Source organism: Spirillospora sp. NPDC029432 (assembly GCF_040703975.1).
Taxonomy (GTDB): domain Bacteria; phylum Actinomycetota; class Actinomycetes; order Streptosporangiales; family Streptosporangiaceae; genus Spirillospora.
On the sequence record NZ_JBEZWH010000035.1, the window covers coordinates 23,856 to 38,558 of the forward strand.

The window sequence follows — 14,703 nt, forward strand, 5'->3', positions numbered from 1 at the left end:
CTGACAATCGATTTCCCTGATTGTGATCCATGCCGCAGGGTGGTGGCCGTGGAAAGCACAGTGGTGACCCAGACGCCTCTCGCCGGACCGTTCGCGGTCGGCACGTTCGCCGCGGAGGACGGGCAGGCCTACCCCGGCCTGGTGATCGGCGACCAGGTCCTCGACCTGCGCACCGCGGGCCCGCTCGCCCCGTACCTGGCCGCCGGGCCGTCCGTCCGCGCCCTGCTGGAGCGGTGGGACGAGGCGTTCCCGCTGCTGCGCGAGGCCGCGGACGGCGGCGCCGGCGAGCGGCGCCCGCTGGCGGGCCTGCGGGTGCTCCCGCCGGTCCGGCCGCGGCAGGTCCTCCAGTCGGGGGCGAACTACCGCACCCACGTCATCGACCTGGCCGTGGCGCACGAGCCGGAGGGCGGGCGGCCCGCCGAGCAGGTGCGCGAGGAGACGGCGGCGATGATGGACCGCCGCGCCGCCGAGGACCGGCCGTACCTGTTCATCGGGCTGCCGTCCGCCATCACCGGGCCGTACGACGACGTGGTCCTCCCCGACTGGTGCGCCAAGCCCGACTGGGAGCTGGAGCTGGCCGCGGTGATCGGCCGCCCGGCGTACCGGGTCTCCCCCGAGCGGGCGGCCGAGCACATCGCCGGCTACACGATCGCCAACGACCTGACGGCGCGCGAGGCGGTGTTCCGCCGGGACATGCCGGAGATCGGCACCGACTGGCTGCGCGCCAAGAACGCCCCCACGTTCACCCCGCTCGGCCCGTACCTGGTGCCCGCCGCGTTCGCCGGCGACCCCGGCGGCCTGCGCGTCACGCTCAAGCTGAACGGCCGGGTCATGCAGGACGAGTCCACCAAGGACATGGTCTTCGACGTGGCGCGGCTGGTCTCCTACGCCTCGCAGGCGGTGGAGCTGCTGCCCGGCGACCTGGTGCTGACCGGCAGCCCCGCCGGGAACGGGATGCACTGGGGCCGCCTGCTCCGGCCGGGCGACGTCATGGAGGGGACCATCACCGGTCTCGGCACGCAGCGCAACCGCTGCGTCGCGGAGTCCGCGGGCGGTGCGGAGTGACGCTCGACCGCACCGATCCGGAGGCCGCCATCGCCGAGGCCGCGGCGGCGTGCTCCAACTGGGGCCGCTGGGGCGAGGACGACGTCCTCGGCACCCTCAACTTCCTCGACGAGGCCAAGCGCCGCGAGGCCGCCGCGCTGATCAGGCACGGCGTCTCGTTCTCCCTGGCGCAGAGCTTCGACACCGACGGGCCGCAGAAGGGCTGGCGGCGCCGTACCAACCCGGTCCACACGATGACCGACACCGGCGCGGACGCGGCCCTCGGCACGCAGGGCTTCCCGCACGGGTTCGGCGGCGCCGACGACGTGATCGCGATGCCGCTCCAGTGCTCCACCCAGTGGGACGGCCTCGGCCACATCTTCGACCACGGCCGGGCGTGGAACGGCCGGCCCGCCGAACGGGTCGTGACGTCCGAGGGCGACCTGGTCACCGGGATCGAGCACATGGCGCCGCACGTCGCCGGGCGCGGCGTCCTGCTCGACGTCGGCCGCGTCGCCGGCACCGGCGGCGAGCTGCCGGACGGCTTCGCGATCACCGAGGAGCATCTGGTGGCGGCCGCCGCCGCGCACGGCGTCGCGGTGGGCCGCGGCGACATCGTGCTGGTGCGCACCGGGCAGCTGGCGCGGGCGCGCCGCAACGGCTGGGGCGACTACGCGGGCGGCCCGGCCCCCGGCCTGTCGTTCACCACCGCCCGCTGGCTGCACCGCACCGAGATCGCCGCGATCGCCACCGACACGTGGGGCTTCGAGGTGCGGCCGAACGAGTTCGACCACGCCTTCCAGCCGCTGCACCAGGTCGCCATCCCGCACATCGGCCTGCTGGTCGGCGAGATGTGGGACCTGGACGCCCTCGCCGCGCACTGCGCCGCCGACGGCGCGTACGACTTCTTCCTCACCGCCGCGCCGCTGCCGGTCACCGGCGCGGTCGGCTCCCCCGTCAACCCCATCGCCGTCAAGTGAGGCCGCCGTGCCAGCTGTAGAGAGAGTCCTCGTCGTCGGAGGCGGCACGGCCGGGTCGGCCCTGGCCGCCCTGCTGGCCCGCGGCGGCGTCACGGTCGACATCGCCGAGATCAAGCCCGATCTGACCGCGCTCGGCTCCGGGATCACCCTCCAGGGCAACGCCCTGCGCGTGCTGCGCGACCTCGGCGTGTGGGACGAGATCGCCGCGTCCGGCTTCGCGTTCGACTCGCTGGGCATCCGGGCGCCGGACGGGAGCCTGGTCGCCGAGATCCCCGACGCCCGTACCGGCGGGCCCGACCTGCCCGCGACGCTCGGCATGGAGCGGCCGCGGCTGGCCGCGGCCCTGGCCGGCGCGGTACGGGACGCGGGCGCGCGGACCCGGTTCGGCCTGACCGTGACCGCGCTCGACGACCGCGGCGACTCGGTCACCGCGCACCTGTCCGACGGGACGAGCGAGGCGTACGACCTGGTGGTGGGCGCCGACGGCATCCGCTCCGCGGTGCGCGGGCTGATCGGCGTCGGCGCCGCGCCGCGCCCGGCCGGAATGGGCATCTGGCGCATCCACACGCGCCGTCCCGAGGGCGTCGAGCGCACGGACCTCGTCTACGGCGGCCCGTGCTTCATCGCCGGGTACTGCCCGACCGGCCCCGGCACCATGTACGCGTACCTGGTGGAGGAGGCGCGGCCCCGCGAGTCGGTCGCCGACGCCGACAAACCCGCCCACATGCGGGCGCTCGCCGAGGGGTACGGCGGGGCCTGGGACGAGATCCGCGCCGACATCACCGACCCGGACCGCATCAACTACACCTGGTTCGAGTCGCTGCTGGTGGACCGGCCCTGGAACCGCGGCCGGACGGTCCTGATCGGCGACGCCGCGCACGCCTGCCCGCCCACCCTCGCCCAGGGCGCCGCGCAGTGCCTGGAGGACGCCTGGGTCCTGGCCGAGCTGCTGCTGAACGCCGGCGCCGTCGACCAGGGGCTGTTCGACGCGTTCATGGACCGCCGGTACGAGCGGGCGCGGGCCGTCGTGGAGGCGTCGGTCCGGCTCGCCGAATGGCAGCTGGACCCGTCCCCGGACGCCGACGTCCCCGGGCTGATGGGCCGCATCGCCGCGATGGTGACGGAGCGCCCATGACCGTCCCCACCATCGACGCGCACGCGCACGTGCTGCTGCCCGCGGTCGAGGAGGCCGTCGCCGGAGCGCCCGGCCACGCCGCGCACCGCGAGCTGGAGGCCCGCCGCAACGGCCCGGCCGCCCTGGCGGAGAACGGCCGGATGATCGGCGCGCGCATCGGGCGGCTGACCGGCGTGGAGGCGCGGCTGGCCGACATGGACGCCGCCGGGGTGGACGTCCAGATCGTCGGCCCGTCCCCCTCGCACTACCACTACTGGGCGGACCGCGGCCTGGCTCGCACCGTGTACCGGCTGGCGAACGAGGGCACGGCCGCCCACTGCGCGCGGGCCCCCGGGCGCCTGCACGGGCTGGGCCTCGTCCCGCTCCAGCATCCGGACCTGGCGGCCGGGGCGCTCGACCATGCCCTGGACCTCGGCCTGAAGGGCGTCGAGATCTCCTCGCACGCGCCCGGCCGGGAGCTGTCGGACCCGGAGCTGGAGCCGTTCTGGAGCCGGGCCGAGGAGCGCGGCGCGGTGGTGTTCCTGCACCCGTTCGGCTGCACGCTGGACGAGCGCCTCGACCGGTTCTACCTGTCCAACACCGTCGGGCAGCCGGTCGAGAACGCCGTCGCGCTCTCGCACCTGATCTTCGGCGGCGTCCTGGACCGGCATCCGGCGCTGAAGGTGCTGGCCGCGCACGGCGGCGGCTACCTGCCGACCTACCTGGGCCGGGCCGACCACGGGTGGCGGGTGCGCCCCGACGCCCGGACGTGCGCCGAGCCGCCGAGCGCCTACCTGCGGCGGATCTGGTTCGACTCCCTCGTGTACGAACCGGCGGCGCTGCGCGCCCTCATCGACGCGGCGGGGGCGTCCCGGATCGTCCTCGGGTCCGACCACCCGTTCGACATGGGCGTGCCCGACCCGCTCGACCGGCTGCGCGCCGCGCGGCTCCCCGAATCCGAGTACGACGCGATCCGCGGCGGCAACGCCGCGGCCCTCTTCGACCTCAAGGAACACTGAGCATGACCGACCGACTCATCACCCATCTGCGCCACGTCGACCTGGCGGTGCCCGACTACGACCGGCAGCGCGAGTTCTACTCCGGCGTCTGGGGCCTCACCGAGGTCGCCACCGACTCCGGGATCTCCTTCCTGGCGGCGGAGGGCTCGCCCGAGCAGTACGTCGTCCGGCTCCGCCGCGACGAGCGGAAGCGGCTGGACCTGGTCGCGTTCGGCGCCGAGACCCCCGCCGACGTGGACGCACTGGCGGAACGGATGCGCGCCGCCGGCGTCACCCTCGTCACCGAACCCGGCGCGCTCGACACCCCCGGCGGCGGGTACGGCTTCCGCCTCTTCGACATCGACGGCCGCACCGTCGAGATCTCCGCCGGCGTCGCCGTGCGGACGCACCGCAGGCTGGAGCCGCGCGAGGCGATCCCGGTCCGGCTGTCGCACGTCGTCCTCAACAGCCCCGACCTGGACGCCACCCGCCGCTGGTACGAGACGCACCTCGGGTTCGCGCTGTCGGACACGCTCTCGTCCCCGCACATGGGCGAGGTCATGCACTTCATGCGCTGCAACCCCCAGCACCACAGCCTCGCGCTCGCCAAGGGCCCGCACACCTCGCTGCACCACATCTCGTTCGAGATGCGCGGGATCGACGAGTACATGTACGGCACCGGCCGCCTCATGCGCGCGGGCGTCCGGCACATCTGGGGGCCCGGCCGCCACATGGCGGGCGACAACACGTTCTCGTACTTCCTGGACCCGCACGGCAACACCGTCGAGTACACCACCGAGCTGGAGAACCTCGACGAGGACACCTGGCACCCGCACGTGTACGACTTCTCCCGGCCCGAGGTCACCGACCAGTGGGGCACCGCCAACCCGATGAACGAGCTCGTCGCCAAGGAGTCGTTCAACGACCCCGACGGCGGCGTCTTCGTCGCCCCGCCCGTCTGATCCGAAAGCAGCGCACCATGCGACTCGCCACCTATCTCCACCAGGGCCGGCGCCGCTGCGGCAGCGTCGAGGACGGCCGGATCCTGCCGTTCCCCGAGGGCACCGAACTCCTCGGCATCGTCGCCGGCGGCCCCGTCCCGGCGACCGGGCCGGCCGTGCCGCTCGGCGAGGTCCGGCTGCTGCCGCCGGTCGAGCCGCCGTCCGTCCGCGACTTCGTCGCCTTCGAGGAGCACGTCGAGGGCGTGCGCCGCAGCGTCGACGGGCGGAGCGGCGTCCCGGACGCCTGGTACGACGCGCCGACCTTCTACTTCTCCAACCCGTACGCCATGGTCGGCGCCCACGACGACGTGCCCGTACCGCCGGGCTCGGCCGTGCTGGACTTCGAGCTGGAGGTCGCCGCCGTCATCGGCCGCGAGGGCGCCGACCTGTCCCCCGAGCGGGCCCGCGACCACATCTTCGGCTACACGATCTTCAACGACTGGTCGGCGCGCGACCTCCAGTCCCGCGAGATGCGGGTCGGCCTCGGCCCCTGCAAGGGCAAGGACTCGGCCACCACCCTCGGCCCCTGGCTGGTCACCGCCGACGAGCTGGAGCCGTACCGCGACGCCGGCGGCTTCCTGCGGCTCGCCCTGACGGCCGAGGTCAACGGGGAGGTCGTCGGGCGCGACCTGCTGTCCAACATGGGCTGGCCGTTCGAGGAGCTGGTGGCGTACGCCTCCCGGGGCACCCGCGTCCGCCCCGGCGACGTGCTCGGCTCGGGCACCTGCGGCAACGGCGGCTGCCTCGCCGAGCTGTGGGGCCGCAATGGATCCCAGGACCCGCCTCCGCTCAAGCCCGGGGACACCGTCACCCTCACCGTCGAGGGCATCGGCACGGTCTCCAACACGATCGTCCCCGGCACCGGTCCGGTCCCCGTCCCGCGCGCCCGCCGGCGCTCGCGGGAACGCCCCTGAACCGGCCCCGGAAGCCCCGCGCCGGCGTCAGCGGGCCGTGACACGCCGGACGAGGTCGAGCGCGCGGGTGAATATCCGTTCCGGGTCGGCAGCCCCCATCCAGAGGTGGTCCGCCCCCTGGACGAGGTCGAGCTCGGCGCGGACCCCGCGCGCCCTGAGCGCCCCGGCGAGCCGCGCGCTCTGCCCGGCGGGGACGAACCCGCCGTGGGCGATGGGGAACGGCCGTACGTGCCGCCGCGCGCGCGGCGTCGCCCGCGGCCTGCGCTCCTGAAGGGCCGCCGGGCGCCGGGCCGGGACCGGACGTCAGGGGCGTGCCAGGCACCCCCCTCCGAAGCGGAAACATTCTCCCGAGCCGACATGTTTCCGCAGGTCATCGGGTACTGCGCGCACTGTGAACGATTCGCAACGCATTGAAGTGGCCTGGCCTGGTTTGGGGGTCGCCGTCACGGCCGACCTCGATGACCGCAATCCGGCGCTGGCCGAGGCGCTCTGGAAGGCCCTGCCGTACCGGAGCCTGCAGGGCCACGCCCTGGTCGCGGGCCACCACCTGTTCCATGTGGCGCCCGTCCACGACCTGCTCCATCTGCCCGCCGCCCACCGGGTGGACCGGCGGACGGTGCCCGACGGCACCGTGTTCTGCTCGAAGCTGCAGCATCTCGGGATCAAGTACGGGGAGCTGACCGAGCCGATGCCGGCCACCCCGGTCGGGCGGGTCGTGCCGGACGACCTGGACGCGCTCGCCGAGGCCGGGCGCGCGGTGTGGGAGTCGGTGTACGCGTCCAAGAAGCCGGTCGTCGCCGAGGTGCGGCGCGCCGGCGAGCCGGGCGGGCACCGGGTGCCCCGGCTGCGCGCGGCCGGCCCGGAGGCCGACGCGCTGATCGGCGAGCTGCACGCCGAGACCGAGCGGATCTGGCTGGAGCCGCCCGCCGAGCTGGTCGACGTCCACGACGGGCGCATCGCCTCGGGCGCGGGGAGCTACGGCACCGTCCTGACGACGATGCTGTTCGTCAACGGGGAGACGCGGCCGCTCGGGTACTGCACGTACAGCGGCCTGGTGCGGGCCGCCCGCGAGGGGATGCCGCTGGAGTCGCTGCGGCACATGGCCCGGACGCTGATCGCCGTGCCGGCGGAGTTCCTGGCGTACTGCGGGCTGGAGAAGCTCGGCGCGTTCACCGAGCGGGTGATGGACTCCCTGGAGCTGATCCGCACCCGCGACGACTTCGCCGCCGTGATGGCGCACATGGCGCTGTACGTCAACTGCCTCGGCGGCTGGAACCTGCACCTGTTCCCGTGGCAGGTCGGCGACCATCTGGCCCGCGCCGGGGCGGCGCGGTGACCGGCGGGCGGGTCGCGGTCGTCGGCGGCGGCGTGATCGGCCTGTCGGTCGCCCGCCACCTGGCCGAGGCCGGGGTGGACACGGTGCTGCTGGAGCGGCACGGGCTCGGGTCGGGGGCGTCGCGCGCCACCGCCGACGTCCTGCGCGCCTACTTCGCCGGGAACCCGGCCAGCTCCGCGATGGCGGTGCGGAGCCTGGCCGCCTACCGGGAGGCCGCGCCGGCGGTGCCGCTGCGGCGGACCGGCTACCTGGTGCTGTTCACCGACGCCGAGCAGATCGCCGCGTTCGAGGCCGACCTGCCCGCGCAGCGCGCCGCCGGCGTGGACGTCCGGCTGGTCGGCGCCGATGAGGCCAGGCGGCTCAACCCGCTGGTGGGCGACATCGGGCTGCTGGCGGCGGCCTGGTCGCCGCAGGCGTACGTGTCCGACACGGCCGCCATCGTCGGCGCGTTCGCCGCCGCGGCCCGCCGGGCGGGCGCCGAGCTGCGCACCGGCTGCCCGGTCACCGGGATCGACGTCGCGGCGGGACGTGTGGACACCGCGGACGGGAGCCTGGCCGCCGCCGGGATCGTGTGCGCCGCGGGCGCCTGGTCGGCGCCGCTGGCGCGGGCGGCGGGGGTGGAGCTGCCGCTGCCCGAGCCGGTCGAGCAGGAGCTGCTGGCCGCCGGGCCGCCGCCGTCCGGGGAACCGCTGCCCGACATCCCGATCACCCTGGACGCCGGCAGCGGCCTGCTGGTGCGCCGGCGCGGCGGCGGGCTGCTGATCGGCATGGGGTACGCGGACGCGGACCGGGAGCGCTGGCGCGCGCGGGTGCGCGACCGGCTGGCGGTGACCTATCCGGCCCTGGCGGGGGCGGAGCTGCGCACGGCGTTCACCGGCGTGCGGGACGCCAGCCCCGACCGGACGGCCTTCATCGGCGGCGTGCCCGGCGCGACGCCGTTCCTGTACGCGGCCGGGTTCTCCGGCCACGGCCTGTGCGTCGCGCCCGCGGCCGGGCGCCTCGTCCGGGACCTGTACCTGGAGCGCGAGCCGGACGTCGACGCGGGACGGTTCGCGGTCGGCGCCCAGAGATCGTGAACGGACGTGAGGGGGCGCGGGGAGGCGCGGAGGACGTGAAGGACATGAAGACCGGGAGGACCGCGGCGGACCGGGAGCCCCCGTGCGTCGCGCTTGACGCGCGGACCGAGGACGTGCACGCGGTCAACGACCTGCTGCGGCGGGCGGGCCCGCTGGTGCGCGTGGAGATCGAGGGTGTGCGGGCGTGGGCCGCCGCCCGCTACTCCACCCTGGAGACCGTCCTGACCCACCCCGACCTGTCCAAGGACATCCGGCACTGGTCGGCGGAGGCCCGCCGGGGCCTGCGGCCTGGCGGGTCGATCGCGCAGGTCGTCGGGGACGCCTCGATGGTCAACTCCGAGGGCGAGGCGCACCGGCGGCTGCGGGCGCCGCTGGCGAAGGTGTTCTCGCCGCGCCGCGTCCGGGAGCTGCGGCCGCGGATCGAGGCGGTGGCCGGCCGGATGCTGGACCGGCTGGAGGAGCTGCCGCCCGGCCCGGCCGACCTGCGGCGGGAGTACGCCTACCCGCTGCCCTGCGAGGTCATCGCCGACATCCTGGACATCCCTCGGGAGCGGCGCGCCGAGCTGTACGGGCACGCGCACGTGACGACGCAGATGAAGGCGGACCGCCGGCGGATCGAGGACGCCCGCGCCGGGCGCCGCGCGGTGCTCGCCGACGTCATCGCCGAACGCCGGCGCGCGCCCGGCGACGACCTGGTCAGCGAGCTGATCGCGCTGGGCGAGGACCGGCTCACCGCCGAGGAGCTGCACGACACCTTCGAGACGCTGTTCGTCGCCGGGCACGTCACGACCGTCAACCTCATCACCAACGCCGTGCGGGCGCTGCTGTCGGCGCCGGACCAGCTCGCCCGGCTGCGCTCCGGCGAGCTGCCGTGGGACGCGGCGGTCGAGGAGGCGCTGCGGCTGCACTCCCCCATCGGCCTGTTCCCGATGCGCTACGCCGTCCGCGACGTGCGGATCGACGGGGTGCTCGTGCGCGCGGGCGAGGCGGTCCTGGCCTGCTACGCCGCCGCCGGGCGGGATCCGGACGAGTACGGGGAGCGCGCCGCGCGGTTCGAGGTGACCGAGCCGGCGCCGTCCCACCTGTCGTTCGGGCAGGGCCCGCACTACTGCCTGGGCGCGCCGCTCGCCCGGCTCCAGACGGAGATCGCCCTGGCCGGGCTGTTCGCGGCGTACCCGGACCTGGCGCCCGCCGGGCCGCTGGACGGGCTCGGCTCGCTGGACACGGTGATCGGGGTCAGCACCCCGACGCTGCCGGTGCTGCTCGGCCGGCGGGCCCGGTGACCGGCACGCTCGGCCGGGCGGTGCTCGCCGGGCTGCGCGCCGCGGGCGGCCGCGACGTGCTGGTGGCCGGCGGGCGCCGGCTGGGCGGGGACGAGGTGCTGGCCATGGCGGCGGCCGGCGCCGCCCGCCTCACCGCGCGCGGCGTCCGGCCGGGGGCCGCCGTCGCCTGCCTGTACGGCGCGTCCCCCGAGTCGGCCGTCGCCCGGCTGGTCACGCTGGTGATGGGCTGCCGGTACGTCCATCTCGCGGCGGGGATGCCCGTCGCGCCCGCCGCCGCGGTGATGCGCGCGATGGGGGCGGCGGCGCTGCTGTGGGACCCGTCCCGGGAGGAGGACGCCGGCCCGCTGCTCGCCGCCTGCCCGGTGCCCGTCCGCGCGCCGCTGGACGCCGCGCTGCTCGCGCCGTCGGCGGTGGCCGGGCCGGTGTGCGCGGCGGGCGCCGGCGCGGTCGCCGGGCCGGGCGCGATCTCCGCGGTGATGTTCAGCAGCGGCACGAGCGGGGCGCGCAAGGCCGTGGCGTACGGGCACCGCACCGAGGCCGCCCATCTGGCCGCCGCCCGGAAGATCTTCGGTCCGGGCCCGTGGCGGCTGCTGGCGGCGCCGGGGGTCCAGTACCTCCCGGCCCTCTTCACGCTGTGGACGCTCGCGGGCGGCGGCACGGTCGTGCTGGAGCCCGCCGTGGACGACGCCGCCCGGCTGGCCGGGCTGATCGAGCGCGAGCGCCTCACCCATGTCATGGCCGGCCGCCCGGTCCGGCTGTACGGCGTCGCGCCCGACCTGGGCGCGCCCCCGAACGGCCTGCGGCAGCTGATCTACGGCGGCGAGCCGGCGGTGCCCGCCCGTACCGCCGCGCTCACCGGGCGGCTCGGCGGGGTGCTGACGCAGACGTACGGCACCACCGAGGGCGGCTTCCTGACCGCGCTCGCCCCCGGCGACCACCGCCGGGCCGACCTGCTGGCGTCGGCCGGGCGGGCGGTGCCGGGGGTCGAGCTGCGCGTCCGCGATCCGGCGGGGACGGACCTGCCGCCCGGCGAGGCCGGGGAGGTCTGGGCGCGTACGGAGCAGGTCATGCTCGGCTACCTCGGCGACCCGGAGCGCACGGCCGGGGCCGTGCGCGGCGGCTGGCTGCGCACCGGCGACCTCGGCCGGCTGGACGAGGACGGGTACCTGTTCCTGCTCGACCGCGCGCCCGCCTGACCGGCCCCGGGCCTGCCGCGGGGGCCGTCCCGCTCAGACCCTCCCCGCTCTCAGGGGCGACCCTCCTCCACCAGGCCGAACTCCGGCTGAGTGACGATGCGGATCCCGCCCATCGCGGTGTCCGGGCCGAGCGGGTCGCGCCAGATGTTCCACACGGGCGACATGTCGAGCCCGCCCATGTACCGGACGTTGGACTTGGCCGCCTCGTCCTCGACGTCCTCCGCCTCGGCCTCCAGCGCGCCGGTCATCGTGCGCCGCCCGGTCTCGCGCGCCTCGCGCACGTCGGTGAGCCCGGCGGTGATCCGGGTGAACGACTGGATCGCCTCGTCGCCGTCGCGGCTGTCCTCGTGCACCAGCTCGTGGGCGTGCGAGAAGTACTCGTCCATGCCGATGTACTGCTTGTAGAGCCGCGACACCAGGATGAGGAACCGGGAGTAGGCGCGGCGGTAGACGTAGTCGAAGAACGCCAGCGCCTTCGCCTCCTCCATGTCCTTGCGGAGCGTGGTGGCCACGGCCGCCGCGCCGACCAGCGCGCCGTACTGGGCCAGGTGGACGCCGGTGGACAGCAGCGGGTCGAGGAAGCAGACCGCGTCGCCGACCATGATGTGGCCGGGGCCGCAGAACCGCTCGGACACGTAGGAGTAGTCCTGCTCGGCGCGCACCTCGCTGGTGAGGGTCGCGTTCTCCAGGAGCCACCGCATGTCGTCCGACCGCCCCAGGGCGTCCCGGTAGTAGGCCTCCAGGGACGGGAATCCGGGGCGCTCCTCGGTGAAGCACCGCTTGTACGTGACGTACCCGACGCTGTACCGCGTCGGGGTGAGCGGGATGTGCCAGTACCAGCCGTCCGGCGCGGAGACGACGTTGATCGCGCCTTCGGGGCCGTCGGGCAGCGCGCGGGCGCCCTCCCAGTAGCCCCAGATCGCGGTGTTCTGGAAGACCTCGTGCGGGCGGCGCATGTCGAAGTGCTGCCGGGACAGCACTCCGGCGCGGCCGGACGCGTCGATGAGGAAGTCGAACCCCGTGTGCTGGATCGTGCCCGAGGCGTCCACCCAGCTGGCCGAAACCGGCCGGTCGCCGTGGAACGCGACGTCCTTGACGGTGGCGTTCTCGATCACCTCCGCGCCCTGCTCGGCGGCGTTGCGCAGCAGGATGTCGTCGTACGCGGCCCGGTCGACCTGCCAGGACCAGGCGTCCGGATCGACCAGCCTGCTCCAGTCCAGCAGCCACTTGTCGTCCTTCCAGTGGAAGACGCCGCCGCGCTTGGTCTGGAAGCCGTGGGCCTGGACCGCGTCGAACGCCCCGGACAGGCGCAGCGTCGGCAGGCAGGAGGCGAGCAGGGACTCGCCGATGTGGTAGCGGGGGAAGGTCTCGCGCTCCAGTAACCGGACGTCGACGCCCGATTTCGCGAGCAGGGCGGCGGCGGTCGAGCCGGCCGGCCCACCGCCGATCACCAGTACCTGGACGTGGTCGGTGTAGCTCATGTGGTGCCTCCCGCGACAAGGAAGGGGCTCATTTGGCAAGAAAAGCACTGATAACCCTGGGCGCTAAGTCATGAGCCTGTAGCTCGACGTCACGGATTGTGTGGCGGTCGCGCAACTCGCCGCATCCGTCGTGAGAGTTTCAGGATGGGGTCTTCCGGACTGACCCCGGGTCCCGTTCCGGCCGGTCGAGGGCCGTGCCCGCCGAGAGAGCCGCGTTCCCGCCGCGCGCCGGCCGGGGCCGGGGCCGGGGACCCCGTACGGGCTCCTTGGGCCCTGTGGAGGTGGACCGTGACCCTGCTCCGCCGCGCGCCGTCGGAAGCGCCCGCACCGCCGGGACCCCCCGGGGCGGCCGGCGCGTTCACCGATCCGCTGACCAGGATGCTCCTCGCGGGCGAGGGGCTGACGACCCCGCTGCTGGAGGCGATGCTCAACACGCGGCTGCGGGTCCGCGTGCTCCGCCAGGAGGTCACCGGCGCCGGCACGGTCCCCGCGGAGATCGCCGGGCTGCTCGGCATCGGCCCCGGCGAGGAGGTCCTCGTCCGCCGGTCCTCGCTGCTGGACCCGCGGTCGTCCCCGGTGTCGCTCAACCACGTCGTCGGCCGCCACCGGCCGGGCGACCCGGCCCTGGACCTGCACACCCCACTCGGCTACAGCGTCCTCGGCAGGGGCGGCTCCCAGCGCCGCCGGATCGTCCACATCGGGCGGGACGTCTGGCGCCGCGGCACCAAGGCCGTGCCGTGCGCGGTGAAGGCGTACCTGATGCTGATCGAGGGCGAGCCCGCCTTCTACGTGCGCGAGTGCTTCAACCCCGCCCACGTCTCCGCCGCGGTCACCGGGAACGCCGGCGGCGGCCTCGCCCCGGAGCCCGAGCCCGGCCCGGCCGCGGAACGGCCGAACGGCTCCGCCTCCCGGCCCGGTGGCGGGACCGGCCCGTCCCTGCCGCCGCTGCCGCCGCAGGCGCGGCACCAGCCCGCGTGGCCCGACGAGGCGGAGCTGCGACGGTGCCGGGCCCGCCTCCGCGCCCTGCCGCCGCTCACCACCCGGGACGAGTGCGCGGCGCTCACGGCCGAGCTCGCCGCCACGGTGAGCGGCGACGCGTTCCTGTTACAGATGGGCGACTGCGCCGAATCGTTCGCCGGCTGCACCGCGGCGGCGATCCGCGACCGGCAGGCGCTCATCGCGCTGGCGGCGGGCCTGCTGGGCGCCGGCACCGGGCGGCCCGTCGTCACCGTCGGGCGGATCGCCGGGCAGTACGGCAAGCCGCGCTCCCGCCCCACCGAGACCGTGCGCGGGCCCGGCGGCACGGCCGCCGAGGTCCCCTCCTACCTCGGCGACATGGTCAACTCCATCGACCCGGCCGGGCGCACCGCCGACCCGCGCCGCATGGTCGAGGCGTACTTCCACGCCGCCGCCACCCTCAACCTCCTGCGGGCCGACCCCGTCCCGCGGTTCGAGGCGGTCAGCGCGCTCGCCGAGCGGGCCGCCGCCCCGCCGGGCCACCCGGCGGCCGGGGACCTCCTCGGCGACATCGGCCAGCTCATCGCCGCCGCCACCGCCCGCACCGAGGGCGCCCGCTGCCTGCACAGCATGCTGCCCGCCCTCTACACCAGCCACGAGGCGCTCATCCTGCCGTACCAGGAGGAACTCGTCCGCCGGGACGCCGACGGCACCTGGTGGGACTCCTCGGCGCACCTGCTGTGGGCCGGCGACCGCACCCGGCATCCGGACGAGGCGCACGTCCGGCACCTCGCCCGGATCGCCAACCCGGTCGCGGTGAAGCTCGGGCCGTCCGCGCGGCCGGAGGACGTGACGGCGCTGTGCCGCCGCCTCAACCCCGGCCGCGTGCCCGGGCGGCTGACGCTCGTCACGCGGCTCGGCGCCGGCCGGGCGGCGCGGCTGCTGCCGCCGCTGCTGCGCGCGGGCCGCGACTCCGGCGTCCCGGTCGGCTGGGTGTGCGACCCGATGCACGCCAACATCCGGACCACCGCCGCCGGGCGCAAGTTCTGCCGCGTCGGCGACGCCGTCGCCGAGATCCGCGCGTTCTTCGCCGCCCACCGCCGGGAGGGCACCCGGCCCGGCGGGCTCCATCTGGAGACCGCCCCCGAGGACGTCACCGAATGCGCGGGCGGCCGGCAGCGGCTGGAGGAGCGGGACCTGGACCGCGCGTACCGGACGCTGTGCGACCCGCGGCTCAACCCGGCCCAGACCGTCGACTGCGTCCTCGCCGCGCTGGCCGAGCTCCGCGCCGGCGAGCGGGACCGCGCCGCGGGCTGAGCCGCC

Annotated in this window: 12 protein-coding genes; 11 read left to right on the plus strand and 1 reads right to left on the minus strand. The window is 75.5% G+C overall.

What is annotated here, in order from left to right:
* Nucleotides 1-48: 48 nt before the first annotated feature.
* The 10 genes from AB0881_RS25225 (at nt 49) to AB0881_RS25270 (ending at nt 10,942) form a co-directional block, all read left to right on the plus strand.
* Nucleotides 49-1,065 (plus strand): fumarylacetoacetate hydrolase family protein, encoded by a 1,017-nt coding sequence (locus tag AB0881_RS25225; protein ID WP_366620498.1) that lies wholly within the window; start codon nt 49-51, stop codon nt 1,063-1,065.
* Nucleotides 1,062-2,024 (plus strand): cyclase family protein, encoded by a 963-nt coding sequence (locus tag AB0881_RS25230; RefSeq protein WP_366620500.1) that lies wholly within the window; start codon nt 1,062-1,064, stop codon nt 2,022-2,024. Before AB0881_RS25225 ends, AB0881_RS25230 begins: the two co-directional genes overlap by 4 nt.
* Nucleotides 2,025-2,031: 7 nt before the next feature.
* Nucleotides 2,032-3,159, plus strand: coding sequence for an FAD-dependent monooxygenase (locus AB0881_RS25235; RefSeq protein WP_366620502.1), 1,128 nt, complete (start codon nt 2,032-2,034; stop codon nt 3,157-3,159).
* A complete protein-coding gene (locus tag AB0881_RS25240; RefSeq protein ID WP_366620504.1) occupies nt 3,156-4,157 on the plus strand; it encodes an amidohydrolase family protein in 1,002 nt (333 codons plus the stop codon). Before AB0881_RS25235 ends, AB0881_RS25240 begins: the two co-directional genes overlap by 4 nt.
* Nucleotides 4,158-4,159: 2 nt before the next feature.
* Nucleotides 4,160-5,098 carry a VOC family protein gene (locus tag AB0881_RS25245; RefSeq protein WP_366620506.1) on the plus strand — a complete coding sequence of 313 codons (939 nt, stop codon included), beginning with the start codon at nt 4,160-4,162 and terminating at the stop codon, nt 5,096-5,098.
* Between the two features lie 17 nt (nt 5,099-5,115).
* Nucleotides 5,116-6,051 carry a fumarylacetoacetate hydrolase family protein gene (locus tag AB0881_RS25250; protein WP_366620508.1) on the plus strand — a complete coding sequence of 312 codons (936 nt, stop codon included), beginning with the start codon at nt 5,116-5,118 and terminating at the stop codon, nt 6,049-6,051.
* 430 nt (nt 6,052-6,481) lie between these two features.
* Nucleotides 6,482-7,387: a hypothetical protein gene (locus AB0881_RS25255; RefSeq protein WP_366620510.1), complete on the plus strand. Its 906-nt coding sequence runs from the start codon at nt 6,482-6,484 to the stop codon at nt 7,385-7,387.
* Nucleotides 7,384-8,463, plus strand: a complete 1,080-nt coding sequence (locus AB0881_RS25260; RefSeq protein WP_366620512.1) for an FAD-dependent oxidoreductase — start codon at nt 7,384-7,386, stop codon at nt 8,461-8,463. The genes AB0881_RS25255 and AB0881_RS25260 overlap by 4 nt, the downstream gene beginning before the upstream one ends.
* A 44-nt stretch (nt 8,464-8,507) precedes the next feature.
* Nucleotides 8,508-9,746 carry a cytochrome P450 gene (locus AB0881_RS25265; RefSeq protein WP_366620514.1) on the plus strand — a complete coding sequence of 413 codons (1,239 nt, stop codon included), beginning with the start codon at nt 8,508-8,510 and terminating at the stop codon, nt 9,744-9,746.
* On the plus strand, nt 9,743-10,942 hold the full coding sequence (locus AB0881_RS25270) for an AMP-binding protein (RefSeq protein WP_366620516.1): 1,200 nt from the start codon (nt 9,743-9,745) through the stop codon (nt 10,940-10,942). Before AB0881_RS25265 ends, AB0881_RS25270 begins: the two co-directional genes overlap by 4 nt.
* A 50-nt stretch (nt 10,943-10,992) precedes the next feature.
* Here the strand turns inward: AB0881_RS25270 and AB0881_RS25275 are convergent, their stop codons facing one another.
* Nucleotides 10,993-12,423, minus strand: a complete 1,431-nt coding sequence (locus AB0881_RS25275; RefSeq protein ID WP_366620518.1) for an NAD(P)/FAD-dependent oxidoreductase — start codon at nt 12,421-12,423, stop codon at nt 10,993-10,995.
* A 288-nt stretch (nt 12,424-12,711) separates the two neighbouring features.
* Here AB0881_RS25275 and AB0881_RS25280 point away from each other — a divergent pair, with 288 nt between their 5' ends.
* Complete coding sequence (locus AB0881_RS25280; RefSeq protein ID WP_366620520.1) at nt 12,712-14,697, plus strand: 3-deoxy-7-phosphoheptulonate synthase; 1,986 nt, start codon at nt 12,712-12,714, stop codon at nt 14,695-14,697.
* Nucleotides 14,698-14,703: the final 6 nt, after the last annotated feature.

Bases quoted from the DNA above. Each gene is read 5' to 3' on its own strand.
- AB0881_RS25240 (WP_366620504.1), top strand. From the start codon at position 3,156: ATGACCGTCCCCACCATCGACGCGCACGCGCACGTGCTGCTGCCCGCG.
- AB0881_RS25245 (WP_366620506.1), top strand. From the start codon at position 4,160: ATGACCGACCGACTCATCACCCATCTGCGCCACGTCGACCTGGCGGTG.
- AB0881_RS25250 (WP_366620508.1), top strand. From the start codon at position 5,116: ATGCGACTCGCCACCTATCTCCACCAGGGCCGGCGCCGCTGCGGCAGC.
- AB0881_RS25265 (WP_366620514.1), top strand. From the start codon at position 8,508: ATGAAGACCGGGAGGACCGCGGCGGACCGGGAGCCCCCGTGCGTCGCG.
- AB0881_RS25275 (WP_366620518.1), bottom strand. From the start codon at position 12,423: ATGAGCTACACCGACCACGTCCAGGTACTGGTGATCGGCGGTGGGCCG.